Origin of the sequence: Maribacter sp. MAR_2009_72, assembly GCF_007827235.1 — a bacterium.
Classification (GTDB): domain Bacteria; phylum Bacteroidota; class Bacteroidia; order Flavobacteriales; family Flavobacteriaceae; genus Maribacter; species Maribacter sedimenticola.
In genome coordinates this window covers 4176947-4202760 of sequence record NZ_VISB01000001.1, presented here as the reverse complement: position 1 = coordinate 4202760, position 25814 = coordinate 4176947, and the positions used below count along the sequence as shown (strand labels likewise).

General features: G+C 36.2%; 20 protein-coding genes and 2 tRNA genes. 10 read left to right on the top strand and 12 right to left on the bottom strand.

Features of this window, described 5'->3' with window-relative positions; translation table 11 throughout:
- Positions 1–131: 131 nt before the first annotated feature.
- The 4 genes from JM81_RS17745 to tgt are packed head-to-tail and all read right to left on the bottom strand — an operon-like array spanning position 132 to position 4234.
- Positions 132–1085 (bottom strand): acetyl-CoA carboxylase carboxyltransferase subunit alpha, encoded by a 954-nt coding sequence (locus tag JM81_RS17745; RefSeq protein ID WP_089261958.1) that lies wholly within the window; start codon positions 1083–1085, stop codon positions 132–134.
- Positions 1086–1135: 50 nt separating this feature from the next.
- Positions 1136–2035 (bottom strand): DMT family transporter, encoded by a 900-nt coding sequence (locus JM81_RS17740; RefSeq protein WP_144805384.1) that lies wholly within the window; start codon positions 2033–2035, stop codon positions 1136–1138.
- The gene (locus tag JM81_RS17735) at positions 2022–3104 is read right to left on the bottom strand and encodes an LptF/LptG family permease (RefSeq protein ID WP_144805382.1); all 1083 of its coding nucleotides are present in this window, start codon (positions 3102–3104) and stop codon (positions 2022–2024) included. The genes JM81_RS17740 and JM81_RS17735 overlap by 14 nt, the downstream gene beginning before the upstream one ends.
- Positions 3104–4234: a tRNA guanosine(34) transglycosylase Tgt gene (tgt, locus tag JM81_RS17730; protein WP_089261964.1), complete on the bottom strand. Its 1131-nt coding sequence runs from the start codon at positions 4232–4234 to the stop codon at positions 3104–3106. Before tgt ends, JM81_RS17735 begins: the two co-directional genes overlap by 1 nt.
- A 237-nt stretch (positions 4235–4471) precedes the next feature.
- On the opposite strand from tgt, the gene JM81_RS17725 reads away from it, so the two are divergent.
- Positions 4472–5056 (top strand): porin family protein, encoded by a 585-nt coding sequence (locus tag JM81_RS17725; protein ID WP_144805380.1) that lies wholly within the window; start codon positions 4472–4474, stop codon positions 5054–5056.
- A gap of 70 nt (positions 5057–5126) precedes the next feature.
- Here the strand turns inward: JM81_RS17725 and JM81_RS17720 are convergent, their stop codons facing one another.
- Positions 5127–6104, bottom strand: a complete 978-nt coding sequence (locus JM81_RS17720) for an FKBP-type peptidyl-prolyl cis-trans isomerase (RefSeq protein WP_144805378.1) — start codon at positions 6102–6104, stop codon at positions 5127–5129.
- 76 nt (positions 6105–6180) lie between these two features.
- On the opposite strand from JM81_RS17720, the gene JM81_RS17715 reads away from it, so the two are divergent.
- Together JM81_RS17715 and JM81_RS17710 are read left to right on the top strand one after the other, a co-directional pair.
- On the top strand, positions 6181–6609 hold the full coding sequence (locus JM81_RS17715) for an RNA-binding S4 domain-containing protein (RefSeq protein WP_144805376.1): 429 nt from the start codon (positions 6181–6183) through the stop codon (positions 6607–6609).
- A gap of 48 nt (positions 6610–6657) precedes the next feature.
- The gene (locus tag JM81_RS17710) at positions 6658–7155 is read left to right on the top strand and encodes a phosphoribosyltransferase family protein (protein ID WP_144805374.1); all 498 of its coding nucleotides are present in this window, start codon (positions 6658–6660) and stop codon (positions 7153–7155) included.
- Here the strand turns inward: JM81_RS17710 and JM81_RS17705 are convergent.
- Positions 7147–7662, bottom strand: a complete 516-nt coding sequence (locus tag JM81_RS17705; protein WP_186435605.1) for a shikimate kinase — start codon at positions 7660–7662, stop codon at positions 7147–7149. The two genes, JM81_RS17710 and JM81_RS17705, sit on opposite strands and share 9 nt — an antisense overlap.
- 138 nt (positions 7663–7800) lie before the next feature.
- Here JM81_RS17705 and JM81_RS17700 point away from each other — a divergent pair.
- The 3 genes from JM81_RS17700 (at position 7801) to JM81_RS17690 (ending at position 8644) form a co-directional block, all read left to right on the top strand.
- Positions 7801–7876: transfer RNA gene (locus JM81_RS17700), tRNA-Lys, on the top strand.
- Positions 7877–7973: 97 nt separating this feature from the next.
- A tRNA-Lys gene (locus JM81_RS17695) sits at positions 7974–8046 on the top strand.
- Between the two features lie 349 nt (positions 8047–8395).
- The gene (locus JM81_RS17690) at positions 8396–8644 is read left to right on the top strand and encodes a hypothetical protein (protein ID WP_144805372.1); all 249 of its coding nucleotides are present in this window, start codon (positions 8396–8398) and stop codon (positions 8642–8644) included.
- 84 nt (positions 8645–8728) lie between these two features.
- On the opposite strand, the gene JM81_RS17685 is transcribed toward JM81_RS17690, so the two are convergent.
- From JM81_RS17685 to JM81_RS17675, 3 genes are all read right to left on the bottom strand, one after another.
- Complete coding sequence (locus JM81_RS17685; RefSeq protein ID WP_089261974.1) at positions 8729–10513, bottom strand: ribonucleoside-diphosphate reductase subunit alpha; 1785 nt, start codon at positions 10511–10513, stop codon at positions 8729–8731.
- On the bottom strand, positions 10514–11788 hold the full coding sequence (locus tag JM81_RS17680; RefSeq protein WP_089261976.1) for a ribonucleotide-diphosphate reductase subunit beta: 1275 nt from the start codon (positions 11786–11788) through the stop codon (positions 10514–10516). It lies immediately after the preceding gene.
- Positions 11789–12231: 443 nt separating this feature from the next.
- A complete protein-coding gene (locus JM81_RS17675; RefSeq protein ID WP_144805370.1) occupies positions 12232–13143 on the bottom strand; it encodes a response regulator in 912 nt (303 codons plus the stop codon).
- Between the two features lie 191 nt (positions 13144–13334).
- Here JM81_RS17675 and JM81_RS17670 point away from each other — a divergent pair, with 191 nt between their 5' ends.
- Genes JM81_RS17670 through JM81_RS17660 form a run of 3 tightly spaced genes read left to right on the top strand, consistent with a single transcriptional unit; the run spans position 13335 to position 19169 of the window.
- Entirely contained in the window at positions 13335–16421 is a 3087-nt protein-coding gene (locus tag JM81_RS17670; protein ID WP_144805368.1) for a hypothetical protein, read from the top strand.
- A gap of 1 nt (position 16422) precedes the next feature.
- Positions 16423–17646 (top strand): hypothetical protein, encoded by a 1224-nt coding sequence (locus JM81_RS17665; protein WP_144805366.1) that lies wholly within the window; start codon positions 16423–16425, stop codon positions 17644–17646.
- A gap of 2 nt (positions 17647–17648) precedes the next feature.
- Positions 17649–19169, top strand: coding sequence for a glycoside hydrolase family 2 TIM barrel-domain containing protein (locus tag JM81_RS17660; protein WP_261375140.1), 1521 nt, complete (start codon positions 17649–17651; stop codon positions 19167–19169).
- Positions 19170–19215: 46 nt separating this feature from the next.
- Here JM81_RS17660 and JM81_RS17655 read toward each other — a convergent pair whose 3' ends face one another.
- Genes JM81_RS17655 through JM81_RS17645 form a run of 3 tightly spaced genes read right to left on the bottom strand, consistent with a single transcriptional unit; the run spans position 19216 to position 22925 of the window.
- On the bottom strand, positions 19216–20445 hold the full coding sequence (locus JM81_RS17655; protein ID WP_144805362.1) for a glycosyltransferase: 1230 nt from the start codon (positions 20443–20445) through the stop codon (positions 19216–19218).
- A gap of 27 nt (positions 20446–20472) precedes the next feature.
- Positions 20473–21753, bottom strand: a complete 1281-nt coding sequence (locus JM81_RS17650) for an oligosaccharide flippase family protein (RefSeq protein ID WP_144805360.1) — start codon at positions 21751–21753, stop codon at positions 20473–20475.
- Between the two features lie 35 nt (positions 21754–21788).
- A complete protein-coding gene (locus JM81_RS17645) occupies positions 21789–22925 on the bottom strand; it encodes a response regulator (protein ID WP_144805358.1) in 1137 nt (378 codons plus the stop codon).
- A 599-nt stretch (positions 22926–23524) separates the two neighbouring features.
- Between JM81_RS17645 and JM81_RS17640 the strand changes: the two genes are divergently transcribed.
- Positions 23525–25588 carry a tetratricopeptide repeat protein gene (locus tag JM81_RS17640; protein ID WP_261375139.1) on the top strand — a complete coding sequence of 688 codons (2064 nt, stop codon included), beginning with the start codon at positions 23525–23527 and terminating at the stop codon, positions 25586–25588.
- Positions 25589–25814: the final 226 nt, after the last annotated feature.

Below are 25814 nucleotides of genomic sequence, written 5' to 3'. Positions count from 1 at the left end.
TAAAAATCGTCATTACGATGTTCACAGTTGACTAACAATTGCTTGTTAATAAATTACAAATTTCTGTTGATAAGATAAAAAAACCGAGGAATAAAATCCTCGGTATATTTTTAAGTTGCCTAAATTGCAGATTAGCCGTTGAAAACGCCCATTTGGGCATATTTTTCCATTCGCTGATTTACCAATTCTTTTGGTGATAACTTTTGCAATTGCTCAAAATGGGAAGCAATTTTATTTTTTACGGTCTCGAACGTTTTTTCTCTGTTTGCATGTGCACCACCTGCAGGTTCCCTTACAATTTCATCGATCAGTTTCAATTTTTTCATATCTGTAGCGGTCAGCTTCAAGGCTTCGGCAGCTCTTTCCTTATATTCCCAGCTTCTCCATAGAATAGACGAACAGGATTCCGGAGAAATTACGGAATACCATGTATTCTCCAACATTAGTACCTTATCACCTACACCTATACCCAATGCTCCTCCAGATGCTCCTTCACCAATGATCACTACAATGATCGGCACCTTAAGGCGGGTCATTTCCAAAATATTGCGTGCAATTGCCTCTCCTTGTCCGCGTTCCTCTGCCTCAATACCTGGGTAAGCACCAGGAGTATCAATAAAACATACAACGGGCACTTGGAACTTTTCTGCCGATTTCATTAGCCTTAAGGCCTTTCTATATCCCTCTGGATTGGCCATACCAAAATTACGGTATTGGCGTGTTTTTGTATTATACCCTTTTTGTTGGCCAATGAACATAAAACTTTGATCATTGATTTTTCCAAGACCACCGATCATGGCCTTATCGTCCTTAACGTTACGATCTCCATGCAGCTCTAAAAAAGTATCTCCACAAATGGCCTTAATGTAATCTAAGGTATAAGGTCTATTTGGATGTCTAGAAAGCTGTACGCGTTGCCAAGCAGTAAGGTTCTTATAAATTTCTTTTCTAGTATCAGCAAGTTTTTTCTCTATCTGTTTGCAAGTCTCCGTAACGTCTACATCACTTTCTTCGCCAATTATCATGCACTTGTCCAATTGTTCTTCCAATTCTTTAATAGGAAGCTCAAAATCCAAATATTCCATATTTCAATAAAGTTTCATTAGTTGTCAGGCCAAAGATAAAACTTTAATACCTAAATTTTAGGTACCCTTTTTTTAATATTTGCCCTTTGTTTTAAAATACCGTTTGCTATGACCGTTAAAAGAATGATACAAGCCCCAACATAGAACATTGGTTTCATTTCCTCTTCTGTACCAAAGATGAACCATGCCAATAAAATACCGTATACAGGTTCCAAATTTGTAGTCAACATGACCGTATACGGGGTAAGTACGCGCATAATTTTTACCGATGCGATAAATGCATAAGCAGTACAAATAATTGCAAGGATCAACAGATAGATCCAATCCATGCTGGTTAATTGAACGAGGGACATATTCAAATCACCTTTGATAAGCAATACTACACTTAAAAAAACCACACCAATACCAAGTTCATAAAAGGATATCACAGAAGGTTTATGCGTTTGTACCAGTTTACCGTTGATCAGTGAGAATACCGCGGCTAAAAATGCAGAGATCAAAGCGATAACCATACCATACATATATTGTGTTTCTACCTTAAAAATTAAATAGAGCCCAATAATTACCAACAGACCAAAAAATATCTCATAGGTTATGATTTTACGTTTATACCAAAACGGTTCCATGAGTGCCGTAAAAAAGGCTCCTGTAGACATCATGGCCAAAGCAACGGATACAGTAGATACCTTGATGGCCAAAAAAAAGGTTACCCAATGCAAGGCAACCACTATACCACCAAGCAATAACCAAACAAAAGTTTTTTTGGAGACTTTAATGTTAAATTTAGAAAAGTAGATATATAAGGAAATAAACAATGTAGCAAGCCCCATTCTTGACCATACCAACGGAAGGGAATCTATAGTTATAAGTTTGCCCAAAATTGCGGTAAACCCCCATATAAATACAATGAAATGTAAATGTAGCAGATTTTGTAATCTATCTTTTGGCATTTTGTAGCAGGTAAAAGGCCAAACAACCAAATATTACATTGGGTATGGTTACGGCAAGTAAAGGTGAAAAACCGGATTGCTCTGCAAGGGTACCAAATACCTTGTCAAAAAAGATAAACACAAAGGCCACCAAAATACCAAACGCCAAATTAACACCCATACCTCCTCTCCTTTTGACCGATGATACCGCAACCGCTATCAATGTTAAAATAAAAGCGGTGAGTGGCAATGCCCATCTTTTATACTTTACAAGTACGTACGTATTGATATTTGAAGCTCCCTTTCTTTTTTGGTCCTTTATAAAGGTATCCAACTCAAAAAGGTTTTTGGTTTCCGCCACATATGATACCGGAGTAAGGTCGCCTATATCAAAGGCAAAAATTGTATCTAACCGTCGTTTACTTTCCAAAATAGCCGTATCGCCAACAATTTTACGTTTTTTATATGAAGTTAACCTATAATTAGAATCTTTCTCTACCCATCTGATGTTTGCGGCAGAAATCTTGAACTCCAACTCATTGTTCTCATCAAAACGTTCAAAAGTAAAATTGTGTCCCAATTGCCTGGCAGGGTCAAAACTGCTTACATAGATAAAATCGGTTTCATTGAGCTGATTAAAAATATTGTTTGTTACACGATCTTGTTTGCCTTTTTTAAGGTATTTATATTTAAACTCATTGAACCCTACACTTGCATTGGGCACAATGAACATTGTCATAAAAAACATTACAATAGCAATTAAGGTGGCCCCAATTAGATAAGGTCTTAAAAATCTACTATAGGAAACCCCAGAACTTAATATGGCCACAATTTCGGTATTGTTTGCCAACTTTGAGGTAAAGAAAATAACGGACAGAAATAAGAAGATAGGAAACAATAGGTTTCCTATATAAATGGTAAAGTTTACATAATACATTACAATCTCGTTCAGCGGAGCCTCATTGTCTATCATCTTGCCAATTTGCTCAGCCAGGTTCACCATAATACCAATGGGAATGAACAAGAGCAGCATTAACGAAAATGTCGCCAAGTAACGTTTTAATATGTATCTATCTATTATTGAAAGCATTACAGCCTTTTATCCATTTGTTTAACCATCATATCCTTCCACGTTTTAAAATCGCCTTCTATTATATGCCTTCTGGCTTCGCGCACCAACCACATATAGAACCCTAAGTTATGTATTGTTGCAATTTGTTTGCCCAAATATTCATTTGCAGCGAATAAATGTCTTAAATAAGCCTTGGAATACTCACGGTCAACGAATGTGGTTCCCATTTCATCAAGGGGAGAAAAATCATCTTCCCATTTCTTATTCTTAATGTTAATGGTACCATGAGCAGTAAACAACATACCATTTCTAGCGTTTCTGGTAGGCATAACACAGTCGAACATATCTATACCCAACGCTATATTCTCCAAAATATTGATCGGTGTTCCTACCCCCATTAAATACCTTGGTTTATCTTCTGGCAAAATTTCACAGACAACTTCCGTCATTCCGTACATTTCCTCTGCCGGCTCACCTACGGATAGCCCGCCAATAGCATTGCCTTGTGCTCCTGCATTAGCTATATATTCCGCAGACTGTCTTCTTAAATCCTTATAGGTAGAACCTTGTACAATAGGAAAAAAAGTTTGTTCGTAATCATACTCAAAAGGAGTTTTTTCCAAATGTTTTATACACCGGTCCAACCACCTATGTGTCATATGCATGGAGCGCTTGGCATAATTATATTCACATGGATAAGGGGTACATTCATCAAAGGCCATTATGATATCCGCACCAATAGTACGTTGAATCTCCATCACATTTTCTGGAGTAAACATATGCATGGAACCATCTATATGGGACTTGAACTTTACCCCTTCCTCTTTTATCTTTCTATTGGCCGATAATGAATATACTTGATAGCCCCCGCTATCGGTCAAAATATTCCTGTCCCAGCCCATAAATTTATGAAGACCCCCCGCTTTTTTTAATATATCCGTTTTGGGTCTTAAAAAAAGATGGTAGGTATTGCCTAGAATAATATCTGGATTGATTTCTTCCCTTAATTCTTTTTGGTGCACCCCTTTTACAGAGGCAACGGTGCCTACCGGCATAAATATTGGGGTTTCAATAACACCATGATCTGTTACCATGGTACCTGCCCTAGCCTTGGATTGTGCATCCGTTTTGTGTAATGTAAATTTCAAATTGTCTAAATATAAGTGCAAATATAATGAACTGCACGTGGTAAAAACTTAATAAAAACCAAAGATGTTCATCTAAAAAGCAATAGAAAAAATATAATTAATAACTCAAAAAAATGAAGATCAACCCAAATGCTTTGTTAAACAATAAAGAAATAACCTGCACGTTTTGATGGTATAACGAGAAAGGGAACCTTTGGTATTGTTATTGCTGATGGTTCCTTATAAAAAATGACAAATATGAAAAAAACAGTTTTAGTAGTTTTTATGGCTCTTTCTGGTCTTTATACAATGGCTCAGGGCGAATTTGGTTTAAAGGGAGGTTTAAACTATAGTGCAAACGGCGATTATTTTGAGTCTGCCGGTGACGCTGCCAGAAATCCTGATAGAAATGTGGGATATCATTTAGGGGTTTTCGGTAAGATAGGAGCATCTAAAGTATATGTTAGACCAGAATTGGTCTATACAAAGACAAAATCTGATTATGACGGCAATGATTTTGATATGAGCAAATTAGATGTACCGGTACTTTTGGGCATTAATGTTGTAGGACCATTACATGTATTTGCCGGACCGGCCTTTCAATATATCCTTGACACTGAATTTGACGGAATTACCATTGATGATGTAGAAAATGACTTTTCCGTAGGAATGAATATAGGTGCCGGTGTAAATCTAGGAAAACTAGGTATTGATCTACGTTACGAAAGAGGATTTAGCGATAACGAAGCTTCTTTTATCAATACCAATATTACCAATGTAGGTCCTAGTAAAATTGATACAAGGCCAGACCAGTTGATATTGAGCTTATCCTTGGCGCTATAAAATTATTTTAAAAGCATAAAAAAGCCTCCTAAAATTTTAGGAGGCTTTTTTTATACTTAATAATAAGCTGTTACAGATCATTGTCCAAATGATCAGGAATACCATCTTTATCCGTATCTGGAAATTGCACAATTCCTTTGTCATCTTTCACGATAACACCATTAATCTTAATTTCATCGATAGTAGGTATACCATCATTATCATCATCAGAATCATTATAATTTGGTAAATAAACGGTTAAACCTTCCAAATCATCATCCGTATTATCGTCGTTTAAATTTCCGTTACCGTTAAGATCTTCTTGAATGGAAGGTATTCCATCCCCATCAAAATCAAAATCCGGTTCGTAGGCAAAAGCATCAATCTTAAAAACTAACGGACTATATTTTGGAGCAACTGACAACCTGTTTTGTAAATCATCAAAATAACCTAGGGCAGAAGGTATAAAAATGGCACCAATTCCATAACCATCATACGTAACCGTACCATCACCTACTTCAATAGGTCCCTGTCCTGTTTGAAAATTTTTCATTCCATTACCAAATCCCCTTACAACCCCAGATAGGTTAAAAACCGTTGGTTGGTTGGTAGATGCATCGAACAACGTTCCATCCAACAGCGATCCTTCATAACGGATAATAACATTATCACCAATGGTAGGCTTACCCTCCTTGATTCCCTGTCTTACGACCAGTGTATACAATTTAACGGTCATTACCTCATCATCATCCCTGCCAAAATCCGAAGACGCCACGGTAAAGGTTTCTGTAATTAAATTTTTGCTGTCAAAAATGGATTCCTTGCCCTCATTATCCCCTGCTATGGTGTCAAATTTAATTTTGTAATCAAAACCATCTGGCGGAGTTTCAAACTCCGCTTCATTGTAGAAATGTGTTTTTAAAAATTCAATGATTTCTGCATCGTCCTCTACCGCTACCTCACTAAGTAATCTTGGCGGTACAATTTCCCCAATAGGGTCATCATCCTTCTTACAGGAACTTATAACAAAAAAACCGGCAATTAATAAATAGGCATATTTCAAATTCATCAAAAATCTTATTTAAGCGCGCAAGATACAATTTTCCCCTATTTTTGTTGAGAAGTTAACAAAGAATTGTAGCAACATGCGCATAGATAAATTCTTATGGAGCACCCGTTATTTCAAGACCAGGAACATTGCCTCTACGGCATGTAAAAAAGGGCATGTCAAAATAAATGGCCAAACGGTTAAGCCTGGTAGGGAAGTTTACCCAATGGATGATATTATAGTACGCAAAAACCAGATAGATTATAAATTTACCGTACTGGATATTCCTAAAAGCAGGGTTGGTGCAAAGTTGGTAGACATTTACCGTAAGGATACTACACCTAAAGAGGCTTTTGAACATAACGAGCTTTTGCAATATTCCAAGGATTATTACCGTAAAAAAGGTATAGGACGGCCCACCAAGAAAGACCGGCGTGAAATTGATGAGTTTTTGGACGACCCTGCGTTAGGCGATACCGCAGAAAGAACAGAAGCCTTAAATACACCCAAAGACGAAGAAGAATAAGAATACTTTTAAAAACAATAGTATCTTTATTACTTATAGATAAATTGCATGGAACACACAATACTCTCCCATTTACAGATCAAGCATAAAATTGAGCGAATTGCCTATCAGATCTATGAAGCAAACGTTTCTGAAGAAGAAATTATCATTGCCGGCATTGAAGGTGGCGGGTTAAATTTTGCAAAAAAAATTGCGACCACCCTCCGCAAGATAACGACGGCCAAAATTACACTATGCAAGGTAATGATGGATAAAAAGAATCCTTTACAAAGTGGAGTATCCACTTCTATTGATGAAAAGGAATTCAAGAACAAATCCGTAGTAATTGTAGATGATGTCCTTAACTCCGGCACTACATTGATCTACGGGGTGCATCATTTTTTAAAAACCCCATTAAAACAATTGAAAACCGCCGTTCTCGTGAACAGAAACCATAAAAAATATCCTGTAAAAGCAGATTATAAGGGCATTTCATTATCAACGTCACTTCAAGAGCATGTAAACGTACATTTTGAAACCAAGAACGATCGGGTCTATTTAGACTAACATACCAATTATTTCTTCTGCCAACGCGGAAGGTGTACGTTGATTGCCCTTTATTTTCTGATGGGCCATGTTATAAAAGTAGCTACGCTCAAATAAGTGCTTACCAATAAACTCTTGCACTTCTTCATTGGCAAGATGGGCGATCATAGGTCTATGCTCCTTTTCCTGCTTTAGCCTATTTGTAAGTTCGTCAATATGGATATTTAAATAAAATGAATTTTTGGTTTGCTTGTTTACCAATTGCATATTATCACCAAAACAAGGTGTACCACCGCCCAATGAAAGCACAAAATTATCTTTTCGTAAAAAAATATCAGCAAGATATTCACGTTCCTTTTTTCTGAAATAAAGCTCTCCACGTTCTCTGAATATATTTGCAACGGTCATTTTTTCCTGCTCCTCTATATACTCGTCCAAGTCTAAAAATTTAATACCTAAATGGTTAGCAACAATTCTACCTATGGTAGTCTTTCCACTGCCCATATACCCCAGCAATACTATTTTCATATTCTCCATTTGCGCAAAATTGAACTAAAATAAAGGGATTTCAAAAAAAAATGAATTTATCTTGAAAAGGGTTTGCATAATAAAGTAATCGACTTATATTTGCACCCGCATTGAGGGAAATAATCTTGATATGTTTTAGACCTGGTAGCTCAGTTGGTAGAGCATCTCCCTTTTAAGGAGAGGGTCCTGGGTTCGAGCCCCAGCCAGGTCACCAGTAAATAGTAGCCTCTTCAACAAAAAGAGGCTTTTTTATTGCAACATGTGACCTTTTTTTTTGGAATTGGAATACATGATTTTGTTCTTTTTATTTTGACCTGGTAGCTCAGTTGGTAGAGCATCTCCCTTTTAAGGAGAGGGTCCTGGGTTCGAGCCCCAGCCAGGTCACTTTATCTCTCTGTACAGCAACCTTCTTAAAAGATTTTTTTACCCATCAAGTTACATTACTACCATTGATATTTGAAAATCTGCGCTCTAGCAACGGACAAGGTAAACTTGTTTATAATAGTATAATCTTACCTAAAAAGTTATTGTACTCTATTGGTTATAGGAAACGAAAATCCTATAGCAACTATTTAAAAATAGTGAACAGAACTATTAAATCCGCATACTAATCCTAAGGCTTACACCTTACTTATTTTTATACAATCTAAATTTAATTTCATGAATACCAGCAATTTAAATTGTTTCTAAAACAACTGAAATTTATATTGGAGAGAATTTAAAATGATTTGTTATGTCGATAAGATTAGGTAATAGCTGTATTAATTGTGAAAATTTATTGGAAGGCAACACCTGTAAAGTACATGGTGTCAAGGTAGGCAATAGCTATACGTGCGATAGTTTTGATATGAAGGCCGCTTTAAAGGACGATACTAACTGTATAACCTGTGTACGGTATGAATCTAGCGATTGTGCCAACCCGCAAAAGGCAGCCCCTGGTATGTCATGTAGCCATTGGGCACCACAAAACGCAACAGCATAGCGTAAAAAAACTTAAAAACACATAATTAAAAAGGTCGGCTATTACAGCCGACCTTTTTAATATTAACAGTATAGGATTAATCATTTAAGCCTCACAACTTGCACATTCTTTCTTTTGTTTGAACTTCTGCGCCGCGTTCATACTATGCTGATAGTATAATGACTTAAGACCAAGTTTCCAGGCCGTTACATGAATTTTATTGATTTCCTTAACAGGCATGTCCGGATGTACAATAATATTCACGGATTGTCCCTGATCAATATGGTTCTGACGATTTGCCGCTTGATATATAATATCCATCTGGTCTATCTCTGAATAGGTTTTGAAAACATCTTTCTCCAAATCCGAAAGGAAATCCAAATGCTGAACAGACCCATCACGATCACGGATACTATGCCATACTTCTGTAGTATTTTTGCCCTTTTCCTCTAAAAGCTCCATTAAGAACGGATTCTTGATGGTAGTCTTTACTTTGGCTATGTCCTTAACATAAATATTTGACCAAATAGGCTCTATACCTTGCGATACTTGCCCTAGGATAAAGGCAGATGATGTGGTTGGTGCAATGGCGTTCAGGGTTGCATTTCTTCTACCATAACCTTTAAGCACTTCTGGCTCACCAAATTTAACGGCCAGCTCCTCTGATGCCTTGTACGATCGCTCTTTAATACTTTTGAAGATCTCACTATTTAAATTATAGGCTTCTTGGCTGTTGAAAGGCAAACGTTTTGATTGAAGTAAGGAATGCCATCCAAGAACACCAAGACCCAAGGAACGGTTATCCTTTGCAAAATTATATGCACGTTCCATAAAGAGGAAGGTCTGCTTGTCCTCTCTACTATCAGAATCACGGTAACGTTCCAATTTCTCAATAAATTCTGTAATAACGGCATCTAAGAAATAAACCATAGTTTCCACAGCATCTGTATTCTTCCACTTGTCATAGTGTAATACGTTTACTGAAGATAACACACAAACAAAAGACCAATTATCATTTGAAGGCAACATGATTTCCGTACACAGGTTACTTGCGTAGATAGGCAAATTCTTGTCCTTATACACATCTGCAGCACCATTATTGGCATTATCGCTAAAGAACACGTAAGGGTACCCCATTTCTCCTCTTCGTTGCAACACCTTTGCCCATATTGAACGTTTTTCGGTATCCCCATCGATCATTTGTTGCATCCACTCATTGGTAACGGTAACACCATGGGTAAGTTCTTGAATTGGGTTACCTTCCGTCCCTATTTCCAAAAATTCCTTAATATCCGGATGCTCTATAGGCAAGTACGGTGAAAATCGACCCCGACGCACCGAGCCTTGGCTTACAACATCTACCATAGACTCAAAAAGCTGCATGATATGCACGGCCCCAGATGCTTGTCCGTTATTTTTTACTTCTGCGCCACGGTGTCTTATTTTACCGAAATAACCAGAAGTTCCGCCTCCTAGTTTGGACATCATACCAACTTCTGATTGGGTATATAGAATATTACCCATATCATCGCCAATATGTGATCCAAAACAACTGATCGGCAAACCTCTTTCTTTTCCAAAATTGGACCAAACGGGAGATGCCAATGAGAAAAACCCTTCTGACATATAGCCATAAAATTTATCTGAGAAACCGGGCATTCCCAATAATTGTTCCGCCCTATCAGCAATTTCGCGTATACGCTGTTCTGCCGTGACCCCTTTGGTCAAATAACCGGAATTTAAAAAATTCAAGCTATGGTCCGTAAGCCACTCAAATCCGCCTTTTGGCTCTTTTTTACTGTTTTTCAGTGCTTCTTTTCTTGCCTGTACAAGTTGTTCGCTTTCTGAAATTGTTCCTTTAATCTGTGGTGTAGTGTTTAATTCGTTCATTTAAAAAAGGTCGTCACTAGTTATACTTTGGGTTCTTTTACTATAATTGATGGAGCGTTTTACGAAAAAATCGCCATGTTTGGTACCAATGATCTCATCATCGAACCATTCTGTTTCGGCCAATAATTTTTCGTCGACCTCAAATATTTTATCGATACCAATACTTTTAAGAGAATTGTTAAATCGATTTTTTATGAATTCATTAATGACCGCTTTAGGCAAAAAGTCTAATTCACCTTTTTCAAAAATCCAATCTACCACTTCACTCTCAGCGGTAAATGCTTTATGGCACATATCCTGTATCATGTTATGGTATTCCTCATTGAACCAAGATGGATTTTCTTCCTTAATGATCTTAATGATATCAATTCCAAAATCTCCATGAATCTGTTCCTCCTTTGAGGTGGCCTCCACTACGTTAGAGATACCCTTGAACATATTCTTATACTTATTAAAAGCCATTATGATCAAGAATTGTGAGAATAGGGAAACATGTTCAATGAACAATGAGAACAACAATACGGACTCAGCATACTCTCTATTATCCAAACTTTTGGAATTTTTCAGAGCGGTTTCCAAATAATGCACACGCTTCATCATTACCGGCTTTTTCTTCAAGTTCTTGAACTCGGCGTTTAACCCCAAGATTTCAAGTAGGTGAGAATAGGCATCTGCATGGCGCACTTCACTTTCCGCAAATGTTGCCCCAACAGAACCAATTTCAGGTTTAGGCATTTTATGGTAGATATCTCCCCAAAAACTTTTGACCGCAACCTCTATTTGCGAAATAGCCAACATGGTATTCTTTAAGGCGCTTCTTTCCGCATCTTGTAGGCCGGTTTTAAAATCCTGGATATCACTGGTAAAATTAAATTCCGTATGGATCCAATATGAATGACGAATTGCAGGTACATATTCATATAACTGAGGATATTCATATGGTTTTAAATTAATACGCTTTTCAAAGATGTTTAATTTTCTCTTTTGTGCCTGTTCATTTCTATACAGGATATAAGCTTTGGCCACATCAAAAAAGCCGCTTTCCATTAACCTATTTTCCACAAAATCCTGCACTTCCTCAATGGTAGGCACATAACCTTCATCACGTGCTTTACGTTCTAAAAGTGACGCATACACACTATTGGCGATCTTTTCCGCATCTCCCGGTCCACCATGCTCAACAGCAGTCATGGCTTTTAAAATGGCATCGGTAATTTTGTGAAGTTGAAAAGTTTTCTTGGTAGAATCGCGCTTAATAAGATGTGTAATTGTCATTGTATATTATATAAGAATTGGTACTTAAGAGAAGTGTAAAGGTCGCAACATATTTCGCTCATTTTTCAGTAAATGGATTTAGGTTTTCCACACTTTATTAACAAATTCTTAATATTGGCCCAAACACAATGAATTTTAGATTGTTAGCTAATTGAAAAAAAAGTCACTGAAAGCCAATGCCCTATAAATTGTAGATGTGAAGTTTTTTTGATGTTTGGACCATTAATACATTAACGATAATACAGAGCATTTCATCGAATCTGGTCACAAAAAAAAGCCTTAATCACACAAACGGATTAAGGCTTTTTCAAAAAATACAACCTAAACAACCAAACAAAATCTTACTAATATTTATCTTCTAAAATTTTATAATACCTATAATTTCAAAAATGTATTATCTCCTAATTTTATATTCATTTTATTTAAAATTCCTTTTACTAAAATTAATTATAATGCACTTCCCCTTCTTGTCCTTTATGTGCCATAAACGGAATATTTAAAATCGTCTGCATGATAATATGTACGGTAGAGCTTATAATTCTCTTGGCCTTTTGTTTTGAGACCTTTCTATCCATACGGGCAATTCTGGCACCATTGACAATTTTAAAGTCCGAATTCTTTACAATCTTCACCAAATCTTTGTAATCCGTAAAATCTGATGTAATCTGAGCATTCAAAAAACCAACATAACGCGTACTTTCATCTTGTAAAAGATGTTCAACTCCCATGCTAATGGCCGTATCATTATCAAGGTTATGACCTTGACATACCTTTATAATCCCAGGATATTTATCCTGCAAACTATCTAGTATGGGCTGGGTTTGGTCTGTACTTCCTTGGTTAACAAAACAAATATGATATCCTAAATCATGAAATGGCACGTTTATGAACGTGGTACTCAAAAGTTCATCCTCTACATCCTGACAAGGTACAACGATACCTACTTGGTCATTCTTATACGTTTGTTCATTAGGAGCATTGTTAATAGAACCGGTATAAATATCCAATACTTGTGCAATTTTTTTAGAAATATCATCAAGACCAAAGGGTTTCTTCATAAAATAATCCACTCCTGGTCCTAAATTGGCACTGGCAATCTGCTCATAGGACTCCTCTAGCATTATTATAACCGGGGTCTTGGAATTTTGTACAAAACGTATATGTCTTAATACATTTAGACCGGATAAGCCAGGCATATTGATATCCACAAGAATTAAATCTGGATTCTCCTTATCAAAAAGTGCTATACCCTCTTCACCTTCATGAGTAGTAATAACCTCATACCCTAAAAGGGATAAGTGCCTTTCTAAAAAAAGTAAAACTTGAGTATCGTTATCTATTGCTAAAATTTTCATGGTAATTAGGTTTAATGATAAGATTTGGAACAAGTACAAAATTAACCATTAGTATAGCCTACAAGGAGTCATGAAAGGTAGTATGCGGATTACTGTAGACGAATGACATTATTGCATCGGTGGTTGATTATGAGGAAAGTGTACAATAAACCTATCTTTGTTTTGTTATATTTTCTTACAATTAACAATTAATGCAAAAGACAAATGTCTTACTTATACTGGCACTTTTTATTGGAGTCGCCTTCCATGGTTCTAGCATATTCTTTACGCTAGAAACTACATATGATGCATTGATCCATCTATTCTTTGCAGACCATTATGCCAATAGCTGGTTTGAACCATGGGATTACCGGTGGTATACCGGTTTTACCGTACAGGCGTACCCTCCGTTGGTACATCAAAGCATTGCGGCATTATCCTATATAGGTGGACTAAAGTTTGGAATGTTCACCATAGCTATAATTGGTATAATACTCTTTATAACAGGCGCTTACAGATATGCGCTTTTAATGACAGGAAGTCGTAAGATTGCAGGATACACTGCCCTATTGGCGGTGTTTTCATCGACCTTTGTAGAGACATTACATATTTTTGGGCAATTGCCAAGTATTTTGGCACTTTCAATCTTACTACATGCCCTACCCGAAATATATTTATGGATAAAAACCGGTAAACTTAGATATCTAGCTACGAGCTTGTCATTAATTTCGGTAACGGTTACATCCCATCATGTTACCCCTATTTTTGGCATGGTATTCTTTATTTTTCCATTAATAGGTATGGTAATAATGGATGCCAGTAAAGATCAAGTGGACCATGTAAAATCCATAACCTTCAAAATATTTTTTAAACAATTTAAAAAATTATTCTGGCGCATAGTAGGTTTTGGTTTTGGCTCATTATTATTGTTCATATTCTGTATACTGCCTTACTGGATCAATTCCAAAAAAAATCCTATTACCCAAGTACCAATACCGCATGGTTCACGTGACAATTTTTTAGAGGTGACCTCATCTGGCTTGGTCTTTTTTTTAATTCCTTGGGGGATATTACTATTTATACTACCCTATATCTTCTATAGATACTTTAGCAAGCGGTATTTATTCTTTGGATTATCGTTTACCGTACTGACCATTTTGGGAACCGGTGGCACTACTCCGGTACCTCTTTTGGTCCTAGGGGAAACCGCTTTCAATATTTTGACCCTAGACCGTTTTACGCTTTGGGCCACGATAATGGCACTACCAATATTTGGCGAGTTCATGTATAGGTTTGTAGAAGGGGACCTAAAGGCAAACTTACAGCATCGGTTTGGCGCGGTATACCATAGAATATTAGGTGGTTTTTTGGCTGGTGGTGTATTGGCCATGGTCATTTTTACCATGAGCCTAAATTATTTTAGACCTTCCCAACCACAAAAAATCAACATGCTGCCCATAATTAATTTTTTAAGTCAGGATATGCATGATCACTGGCGTTATTTACCTCTGGGTTTTGGTGATCAAATGGCATGGTTGTCCGCACAGACCAATGCTATGACTGTTGATGGTAATTACCACTCTGCCAGAAGATTACCAGAACTTACTACAAGACCTATAGAAAGATTGGAAAATTCCAAATTCAGAGGCGTTCAAGGAATTGGATCTTTGCAGCAATTTTTGACGGTACCTGAAAAATATAATCTGAAATATATATTTTCCAATGATAAATTTTATGACCCTTTGCTCTATTTCTGCGGTTGGCAACGATTGCAACAGCTAGAAAACGGAATCATGGTATGGGAGAAATTAAATGTACCCCCAATTCCTGCAATAATTGAAAAGGAAGATGTTTCTGTACTACTCAAGATTATGTGGAGCACTATTCCGCTATTGACCGTAATCATTGCCTTTATTATCAATATACAGATGGCTTGGTTTAGAATGTTAAAGTCTAGACCTTTGGTACAGGGCGTATTCTTAAACTACGAATTACGTTATCAAAAATTTTCTAGAGCATTGGTCAATATCAGCCATGGTTGGGCATTACTACTTTTATTGATTTTAGGTTTTGGAATGTATCATTTCTACTTATCTAACGCCACACAAATATCCCCAAAGAACGTAATTGTTTCCTATTATGATGCCCTTGATTTTAAGGAGTTTAATAGGGCTCACTCTTATTTAAACCCCGATAGCAATGTAGATATTGCCCAATATATGTTAGAAGTTTCCGTAACGGATGGTATTTTAAGTTCATATGCCAAATTAGATTCCATAGGGGTTGAACTTTTTAATGAAACCCAAACTGCCGCAAGAGCCAAAGTCTTAACACATTGGGTTACACCGTTGGAGAAAATAGAAAAGCTTTACGAGCATGACCTGGTCAAAAAAAATGGCAAATGGTATATTGATCCAGATACCTTTGACAATGACCTGCCCCCAGATCAGCTATTATCTTCTAACGGTACATCATTCTTTAATCATGGAAGAAGACGAATTACCACACAACAGACCAATCATGAAGATGTATTAAAACAGCCAACACTTGAAATTTTAACCGCCAAATTGGTGAAGAACAAAGGTAGTTACAGTATAATAGGTGAGTTACAAAATGTAGATAACGTACCCTCTGATGTAGTTCTTAAGGCAAGCCTTTACAACGATCAAAATACCGAGCTCGCCAGTTATAATGGCAAATACCAGATGAAACATAAATTAATGCCCAAGGAAACGACCACTTTTAGAATAGATTTTGAAGGAATTGCGTGGTCATCTACCAAGGACACCTTGCCTCCAACTTTTGATCCAGATGAATTTACACCAATTGACTTTCTGGAACAGCCCACAAAATTTAACATTCAGTGCGCAGGTAATGTGGCAAATACTGATCTTTATAAAGAAATAACCATTCAAGAAGTTGAAATTAACCCTGGCGTTATATCAGGCGCACTTTTTAATTCCGGTATTCAAGAGGTAACCATTCCCCAATTATTGGTCTCATATTATTCAGATGCAAAAGAATTACTATGGGTAGAGCATCATTTTTTGACCGAGGGTGTACGTATACAGCGAAAGCAATATTTTGAGTTTGAGCCCAAAGACCTTACAGGGCTCGTTGTAATAAATTCTAGTTTGGAAAACTGTTTTATAAACGGTATGCCTAACAAAACAGTAATGGAAAATGCCATTCCAAATAGGAATAAAGGGCACGCCATTGAGCAACTGCAACCTGTAAGGGGAGAAGGGTATTCGTATATGAAAATTGAAGTGAACGGTTATATTGGAAATCCTAAGTAATTTGAAAAGAAGTTTTTACATAGTGGCAATTTTATTCCTTATCGTTGGATGCAAACACAGTACACATGATACTCCCCCTGCCCTAACTAAAATTTCCATAATACCGTACAATAAAGTAATAACGGCCGGTGAACCTTTTCAGTTACGTTTTAAAGGAAGTCTAGACTATCAGTTAAAATTAGTGGTAAGGAACAGTATGGGGGTTACTGTACTAACCCCCAAAATTGATAATGATCAATTCCTATTTGACTTTCCAAAATACCTCATTAGAAGATCTGGAATATGCCATTGGAGTTTGGTACATAATACCAATATTCTAAATGAAGGAGCTTTTGACATTACACCCAATACCGAGTTAAATACCCATATAGAATCTTATTTGGGTCCTAGGAGCATCACTGCCGTTGCTACAGATTTTTCCATGCATGTAATATCACCCACTGATGCATATGACAACCCATTATCCCAAGGAACCGAAGTTAAAAGTACCTATCAATTTCAAAATAAAATTAATACGACTACTTTAGATATTAATAATCTATTGGCATGGACCTCTATTTACGCCCCTAACCAAGCCGGTAGAATTTTAGTAACCTCTAGTTGTAACGCTAGTAGTGCCAAAGAACTTACATCAATTGTATATCCAGGAAATGGCACCAATTTTATAATTGATTTTCAACGAAACCACAATTTTGCGGACGGTAACCAAATTATTACATTTTTCACCAGTAAAATAAAAGACGCATATAGCAATGTAATCAGTGATGGTACTTTAGTAGATTTTTTGGCCACAAACTCTAAAGGGCTACAATTAAGCGCAAACGGAACAACTTTGAACGGGGTGGCGAAAGCACGTTTTCTTCATCCTTACGAAGAAGATACATGGAGCGTAAAAGCATATATTACCGGTGCAGCAAAAAGTAATCCGTTAAATGTTTCTTTTGTAGCAGCCATTAAGGATTATGAAATAACGCCGTCCAGAACCGGTCGTACAATAACCGTTGAAAACATTTTAAGTTTTATGGACCAGATTGTCCCAGATGGCTTACCAGTTACCTTACAACTTTATGATGAACAGGGTGTTTATATCGCTACAATCAAGGAAACTTCACGACTGGGAAAAATTGGATTTACTCTTTCACAAGAATATTATAAATCCGGCAACTACAAAATTATAACCAATGTGGCCGGTATTGTTAAAGAAAAAATGATTACACTGCAATGAAAATGAACCGCAATCTATATAGGGCTTTTTTACTAATCACGTTCTTAGCGTTGAATGGCCTTATTCTATATGGTATTAGTTCTATATGGTCCTATTTAAATACGGGTGCAGACCGTAAGACAATGTTACATCTTCCCGCCCAACTGACTTCCAATTATTTGCCCAAGGTAAATTGGTCGCCGCTAAAAAATGAAGGTAGACCTATGGAGTTGCAGACCTTACAAGAATTAGAGCGCGATTATATTAAAGCTTGGTACGTGAAAAACAATGCGCTAGAAACAAACAATCACTATGGCATAAACGATTATTACACAGATAGCGCAAGAGTAAAACTGTATCAAGTGCTTGACCATAATAAAGCAAATAATATTTCTGTAAAAACTACTACCATAGAACACAACCCCATACTTAATTTTTATAGTGCAGATGGTAAGCTGGCCGTTCTGACCGATAAGAATATACAAATACAAGAACAGGTGTTAGTTAACAACACATCGTTATTGAAAAGGAATTATGAAAGTTCATTCCAAACTATGTTGCTATTGGAAGATGGCTTCTGGCGTGTACGTCACCTAGTAGAAATTGAGAACACACCTGTGGCAGTTTCCACAGATCAATCAATTCCACAAACTGTTCTTTCAGAAATTAGAGATATTAAAGGGCTTAATTATTATCCTCGTGAAAACCCATGGAATATGTTTGGGAAACATTTTCAAGATACTGTCATTGACAATGATTTTAGCAAGATCAAATCCTTAGGACTAAATTCCATTAGAATATTCATACCCTATGAAGGGTTTGGTAAAGCGACTGTTGATACTGATAAAATGTCGCAATTATTACGTACCATGGACCTAGCCAGCAAAAACAAACTAAAGGTCACGGTAACCCTGTTCGATTTTTATGGGGATTATTCATTGGCTGATTGGACCTTAACACATAGACATGCAGAAAAAATTATAACGGCATTAAAGGACCATAAGGCCTTGCAGGCTTGGGACATTAAAAATGAACCTGATTTGGATTTTAAATCACGTGGTAAAGAAAATGTACTTTCTTGGTTAGGACAAATGGTGAAGGAAATTCGAAAATGGGATAACAATACTCCTATTACCATTGGTTGGTCCAATCCAGAAGCCGCATTGAACCTTTCTACTGAATTAGATTTCATCTCGTTTCATTATTATAGGAAACCCAAAGATTTTTTAGCATCCTACAATGCATTACAAGATGCCATTAACAATAAACCAATCGTATTACAGGAATATGGCTATTCATCATACGACGGTATTTGGAACGCTTATATGGGTTCTGAGGAAGATCAGGCCAACTACTACAAGGAAATGCAAACCATGATCACCAATGCTAAATTACCATTCTTGTTATGGACACTTTATGATTTTACTGAGGTACCGGATAATGTCGTAGGCAGATTGCCTTGGCGCAAAAGTCAACAACAACATTTTGGGATATTGGACAATCAAGGAAACCTAAAGCCCGCCTACCAAGAAATCATTAAATAAAAAAGGTCGGCTAAATTGCCGACCCTTTTCATAACCAAACCAATCCTCAATGAACCAGTTTCTTCTCCATAGCTGGAATATCAATTGTGTACCCGGTATCCTTGGATTTTTGAATTGCCTTAAAATAATCTATATACATTTGGGTAATATTTGACATAGGCAATGAACAGGCAGCCTTATAGTTTTGTCTGCCCAATTTTATTCTATAGTCATCATCCGTAATGATTTTTTCAATTGCCAATGCCAATGATGAAGTATTATGAGCATCAAAAAACTCTCCTTGATATCCTTCTTCCTCTACCAATGTACTTAAGTCGCCAAGGTCAGGCAATGCCACAGCGTTACCATAACTACCCGCTTGGTGCAATACACCGGAGCTACCTGTAGTAGAGGTATAAGGAAAAACCGTGACCGCACTTTCCGCAAAAATTTTTGGAACGTCCTCTTCGGCCACATAACCGGTAAACCTAATTTTTGGAACATGACTATATTTTTCCTTTATCCCGTCTAAATATCCAGGAGTGTTTGGGCTATCCGTACCTGCAATGACGATTTCAATATCAACATTGCTCCTAGATCTTATTTCTTCTACCGCCTCTATTAATATCTCCACTTTTTTATATGTTCCAAATTTTCCAAAAGCCATTACCTGTTTAGGACCGGCAGGAAGTTGATAACTAGGTTCTGGCGGAGTTTCAAAAGCACCATGGGGAATCAATGCAACATTTTTAACCTTGTATTTCTCTTCTAAAATTGACACATATTTACTAATGGTTACCGCCAATATATCCGAAGCCAAAACAAAACGGGTCAATGAAGTACCAATAAAATTATATATACCCTGTAATACCTTGTTTTTGGTAAAACCGGCATTTTCCAAATCTACTTTTTCAAGAATATTATGCAATAGCGATATGGTAGGAATACCTTTAATTTTACAAATAAAAGGCAGCATTAGTCCCATAGCGGCCGGTACCTTTTTATCCCCAAATTTTAAAAACTGAAGATTAAATAAAACAGCATCTGGCTTAGTTTGGGAAATAGCCTTACTAATATTGATTAAGTTTTTGTAGCTATTAAAGTTCCAACATTCCTTTACCGTAATCTTACAACCTTGTTCTTCAAAATTTAAATCCTTAGGAGCATTTGTATGGTCGGTGATCAAGATAAGTTCCGTAACTTCTTCTTGAAGCCTGAAATGTTTTACTAAATAATACCCATACTCGGTCAGTGTTACTTTACTAGGAGGGTATGCGGTTACAATGGCTAATTTCATTTGATTAAATTTTAATATGTTTAGTGGTTATAGCGTACGTGGACGTACATCCCTTATATCATTGTTATTTGAAGATGAAGAATTTTTTATCAGAAAAAATATGACCTGCGCTATTAACAGAATTACCATGGCAATTATCTGAACCTGAACTACAGTTTCTATACTATCATGATATAGAGTTACCAAAACTACTTGTGAAAGCCCTAAAATTCCGGAAAGAATAACGGGGGCATATTGGTTTAAGGACAAAAAATAATAGGCAAAGATGTTACTAATGGCAAACAATGAGGTTGCCAAGGCATATTGCCAAAGTAAATGGGCTATACTAATATAGGCGTCACCGAACATTAAGGAAATAATCAGTTCCGGAAACCAATAACATGCAAGAACTATTGTGCTTGATAAAGCGCTAATGAAAAAGACATATTTAAATAATATGGGAGCAGTGGATTCCCCATCTTTTTGTTTTTGGATTACTGTTGGCATTAATAACATGACAAACATCCATGCAACAAAATATACAACACGGCCAATCAAAGCCAAAGAAGAGTAAAGGCCGGCATCCGTATCATTAAAATAATGTTTTACCAGAAGGATATCGCTATTGTTTATGATAATCTGGGTAAGCTCATAACCTGCGGTAAGGCCTATAAATATCCATACCTCTTTCAAGTGCGCACTGCTTAAACGTTCTTTGGAAAATACCTGGATATTTTTAATATCAGAAGGAAATAGACCAAATATAAAAGATAGTGCTATACCCATAGCAATTAACAAACTTGACTCTAGGGGTAAAAGCAGCAATAGTAAAAATGTCAATATAAGTCTGCTCCACATTTCGGTTTGGTAGGTTGCCGCAAGTTTACCAAAATGATGTTTGCCCTGAAACCTTCCTCTATTCACACTCATAAAAAAATATAAGGGAACGGACAGCGCAAAAATTTTGAACATATCATGGTTTTCAGTTTGAAAAAGCACTTGCAATTGTTCGGAAAATAGATATATCACGGCTCCAGTGCATACCCCAAACATTAAAGCATATCTATACATTGTACTTTTAAATACAGTCCATGTATTCCCAGAAAAAAGTACGGCAAATTTTGTCGTTGTCAATTGAAATGTCATCCCTACAAAGGATAAAACCAATAATAAGGTAACCAACAATGCCGCATCTGCAAATGCTTCCGGTCCTAGAATACGGCCAAGTAATAAATTATATAGATAGTTACCGCCGTTTACAAGGATGGCACTACCCATAAATAAATGCTTGGAAGAAACTTTGTTCAATGCTACTTTTACGGTGGTCATGAGTTCGTTCTTTTTAAATGCCCTATCAAGAAATACTATCTATATACAAAGGCTATTTTAGCAAGTTGACCAACTATTTTTACTGAATCTTTCATGGATAGTTTAGAGCCGTCTGCATGGATCCAACGTTTTAAAGGCTGCTCACATATAAGTTTTTTAGCTTCGGTCTTGCCATAATGCTTTCGCATTCTTATGAACATTTCTACATCGAATAACCATTTGGTAATAAATGGCTTATTAAAAAGTAAGGGCACAACTGAGCGTTCCATCACTTTGGCCCCACATTGTGTATCATTAAAAGGCATCCTTAATATAGTCCTTATGATGAGGTTAATGGTTTTGCTTATGATTTTTCGTGCGGATTCCTTAGTAATATCGGCTCCCATTCTACTCATTCTTGACCCGCTGACAATCTTAAAATCAGATTGGTCCAACGTGCTTACCAAATCATCAAAATCCCTAAAATCCGTAGAGAGGTCCGCATCCAGAAAACCAATATAATCCAGCTGGGTATCTTTGGCCAAATGCAGCATACCCTGTCTAACGGCCTCTGCCTTACCTCCATTTTTTTCACAGTTATATACACTTATATTATTCTCGCTTCCATTTTGGAGCTCCTGAAGTACTGACAACGTATTATCCGTGCTACCATCGTTGACAAAGCATAAATGATATCCTAAATTTTTATGCGCAAAATCCTTGAACTGCATACTAAGAAGTCGCTCTTCTTCATTATAACAAGGTATGACCACGCCCACACAATTTTTTTGCAAAATTCTTGAGGCATTTGAGGTTAGTGTTGTCACATTTCCAGGAGAACCAATAAGGCGTTTTATACGAGCGGCCATTTCATCTAGACTTACCGGTTTTTTCATATAATCATCAATACCCAAAGTAAAACCATCCATAATAATATGTTCCTCAGTATTACCGGACATTACTAATACAGGAATATTTTTACTACTACCTGTCTTTATATGTTTAACTACATCCAGACCAGACATATCTGGCATATTGATATCAACAAGTACCAAATCGGGCTTAAAAGAATTGAACAACTCTATGCCCTTCTGACCAGAATTAGCCGTCATTACTTGATAACCCAACTCTGTCAAACGTTTTTCAACAGATAAAAGAATAAGCTGTTGATCATCTATAGTTAAAATTTTCATTTTTAAAATTTTGGTAAGATTTAACTTACATATAACGTTTTATTCTGATTATATTGTAAGATAATTGTGTTAATTATTTGATGTAATTCAAATATCAATACGATGCATAGCATTGATATAGTTAAAATTCCTTGACGTCATTTATGATTTTTTGACATAAAAATTTGCGGGTAAAAAGTAGATTGGATTTCAACATTAATTCTTATGATTTAATGTATTTAAAAAGGGAGCAGCTAACCACACTACTCCCTCTTCCACTAAACCTAACCAAAAATTTATTGAATAATTTTCAAGAACAGTACTTTTAAATATATCTATTTGATTTTTTAAATTCTTGCTTATTAAACCCCGTATTCTTATAAAGATCATTATTCATATTTAATTACCGTTATGTCCTATTCTTGAACTATTTCCGGTACAAATATCTTTTTTTCAATGGCTTAAAAAAGCATCATATAGACCAATAGCCTTTAAGTGTAGTTGAGCTACAACTATCATACTTCCAAATAATTATAGACTTATACTACCTTTAAAAATAAACAAAACTAATAAAACGAAAAAATTTACGTTAGGTATTTGTGGTAATAATCTTACATTAAATGTTACAAAAAATTATATTCCTTTTTTTGCTTACTACCATGGTTTTAAGCGCTCAATCCAAAATGGATCCAGGTTTTACTATGTTGGAAGAAGGAAATTTTCAAGAAGCAGAAGAGTTCTTTGAAGCGTATCTTAAAACAGACCCTGAAAATAAAACGGCACGACTATGCTACGGAAGAGCGGTAGGATTGAGTGGTGAACCAGAAAAAGCAACCGCTCTGTTCGCTAATTTATTATTGGACTATCCTGAAGATTTTGAGATTCAAATCAACTATAACGAATCTTTCCTATGGGCCAAAGAATATAAGCGAGCAAAGCCGTTATATATAGACTTGGTCAATAAAAACCCCGATCAGTTTGGCGCCGTTTTAGGACTTGCCAATACCTTAAGCAATCTTAAAGAGTATAAAAATGCTTTGCAATGGGTAGAAAAAGCATTATTGATTCAACCTAACAACTTAAGTGCAAAGACTTCCAGAAAATATATAAAATTAGGGTATGCCAATCAATTCGTAAATGACCAATTGTATCAAAAAGCAGAAGAGTTACTACAAGAAATTTTTATTGATTTTCCAGAAGATAAGGATGCCCTATTGAATTTGGCCAACCTCTATTTGATAACTAAAAAGGTAGATAAAGCTAAGGCCACCTATAAACAACTAGCCGTAACGCCAAAAGATTCTATAAATTCCCTTAACGGAATAGCCTTGGCAGCGCATATAGATGAGAATGACAAAGAAGCTCTTAAAATTTCATCGTCCGCTATAGCCAAAGTCCTTCATATTAACGATGAGGAATTAAAAGAACGTACGTATGATCGTTATGTACAAGCACTTATATGGAACCGGAAATTTATTAGTGCGAAAAAACGAATTGACAGTTTGGAAAATACCATGCCAAACCGTAATTGGATCTACGCATTAAAAGCCACGCTGGGTCTTTATACCGGTAATTCCAAATACAGTGTAGAGAACTATAACAAAATATTGACCAACGACAGTACTTCCTTTGATGGAAATTTAGGGAAGGCTAATGCATTATTTGCGGAAGACCGTATACTACCGGCCTATCATATGGCAAACCAAACCCTTACATATTATAAAAACCAAAAGGATGCAAAAGGTTTTATTGAAAAACTAAATTTAATGCACACCCCAACCATAGAAGAACATGCAGCCTATACATTTGATAATGGTAAGAATGTGGCCTATTTTACCAACACTACCGTTGAGGTACCTTTTTCTACCAAGTTTAGGACTACGCTGTCCTATTTTTATAGAACAACTGAAAATACGGTTACTAACAATCAAGCTAAATCTCATGTAGTGTTGGCAGGACTACACTATAAATTATTGCCCAAAACCTTATTAAAGACAATCATAGGGTTCAATAATTCTAGGTTTATGTCCGATTCCTATACCCAACCGGTAATAGATATAAAACTAATGCTACGGCCATTAAAACTTCAAAACTTAAATTTGGGATATCAACGTGAAGTACAGAACTTTAATGCAGACCTTATAGAACGGGAAATTGTTCAGCACCATTATGGGTTAAACTATAATTTGGGCACGAACATTAACTTAGGGTGGTATACCCAATTAATGCACACCCAACAAAGTGATACGAACACGCGAAATTTACTCTTCACCTCACTATATTATACTGTACTGCAAAAGCCGGCATTAAAAATGGGAATTAATTATCAATATATCACTTTTAAGGATCAACTACCAACCATCTATTTTAGTCCGGAAAAATATAGGGCTATAGAACTCTTTGGCGATATTAGAGGAACGTTCAGTGATAAGACAACCTATATGGCAAGTGCGGCAACAGGAATACAACGGGTAGAGTCTGACCCAAATACTACCATTTTTAGAGCGGAAACCTCCATTCAACATCAATTCTCAAAAAGATTTAGTTTAAATATTTATGGTAAGTACAGTAATATAGCGTCTGCCACTGCTGCCGGTTTTGAATTTACGGAGATTGGGTTTAAGGCAAAATGGCTCTTTTTAAGCAAACCACTATTTTTTAAATCCCTTAAACTGCAAAATTGATTGTTAGGATATTATCACGTGTAAGAAAATGGATTTTATATACCTAAAATTTAATTTACGCTGGTAATTATTAAGTATTGAAATATTGCGTTAAGTGTGTATTTTAAACTTATTTCGGGTATTTTATCGAAGTAGAAATAATATTTTAAAATAATACATATTGTAAGAAATTTAGTTACTTTAGCGTAAGTAATAATTGTCCCCCCAAAAAAATATAGAGTGCCTA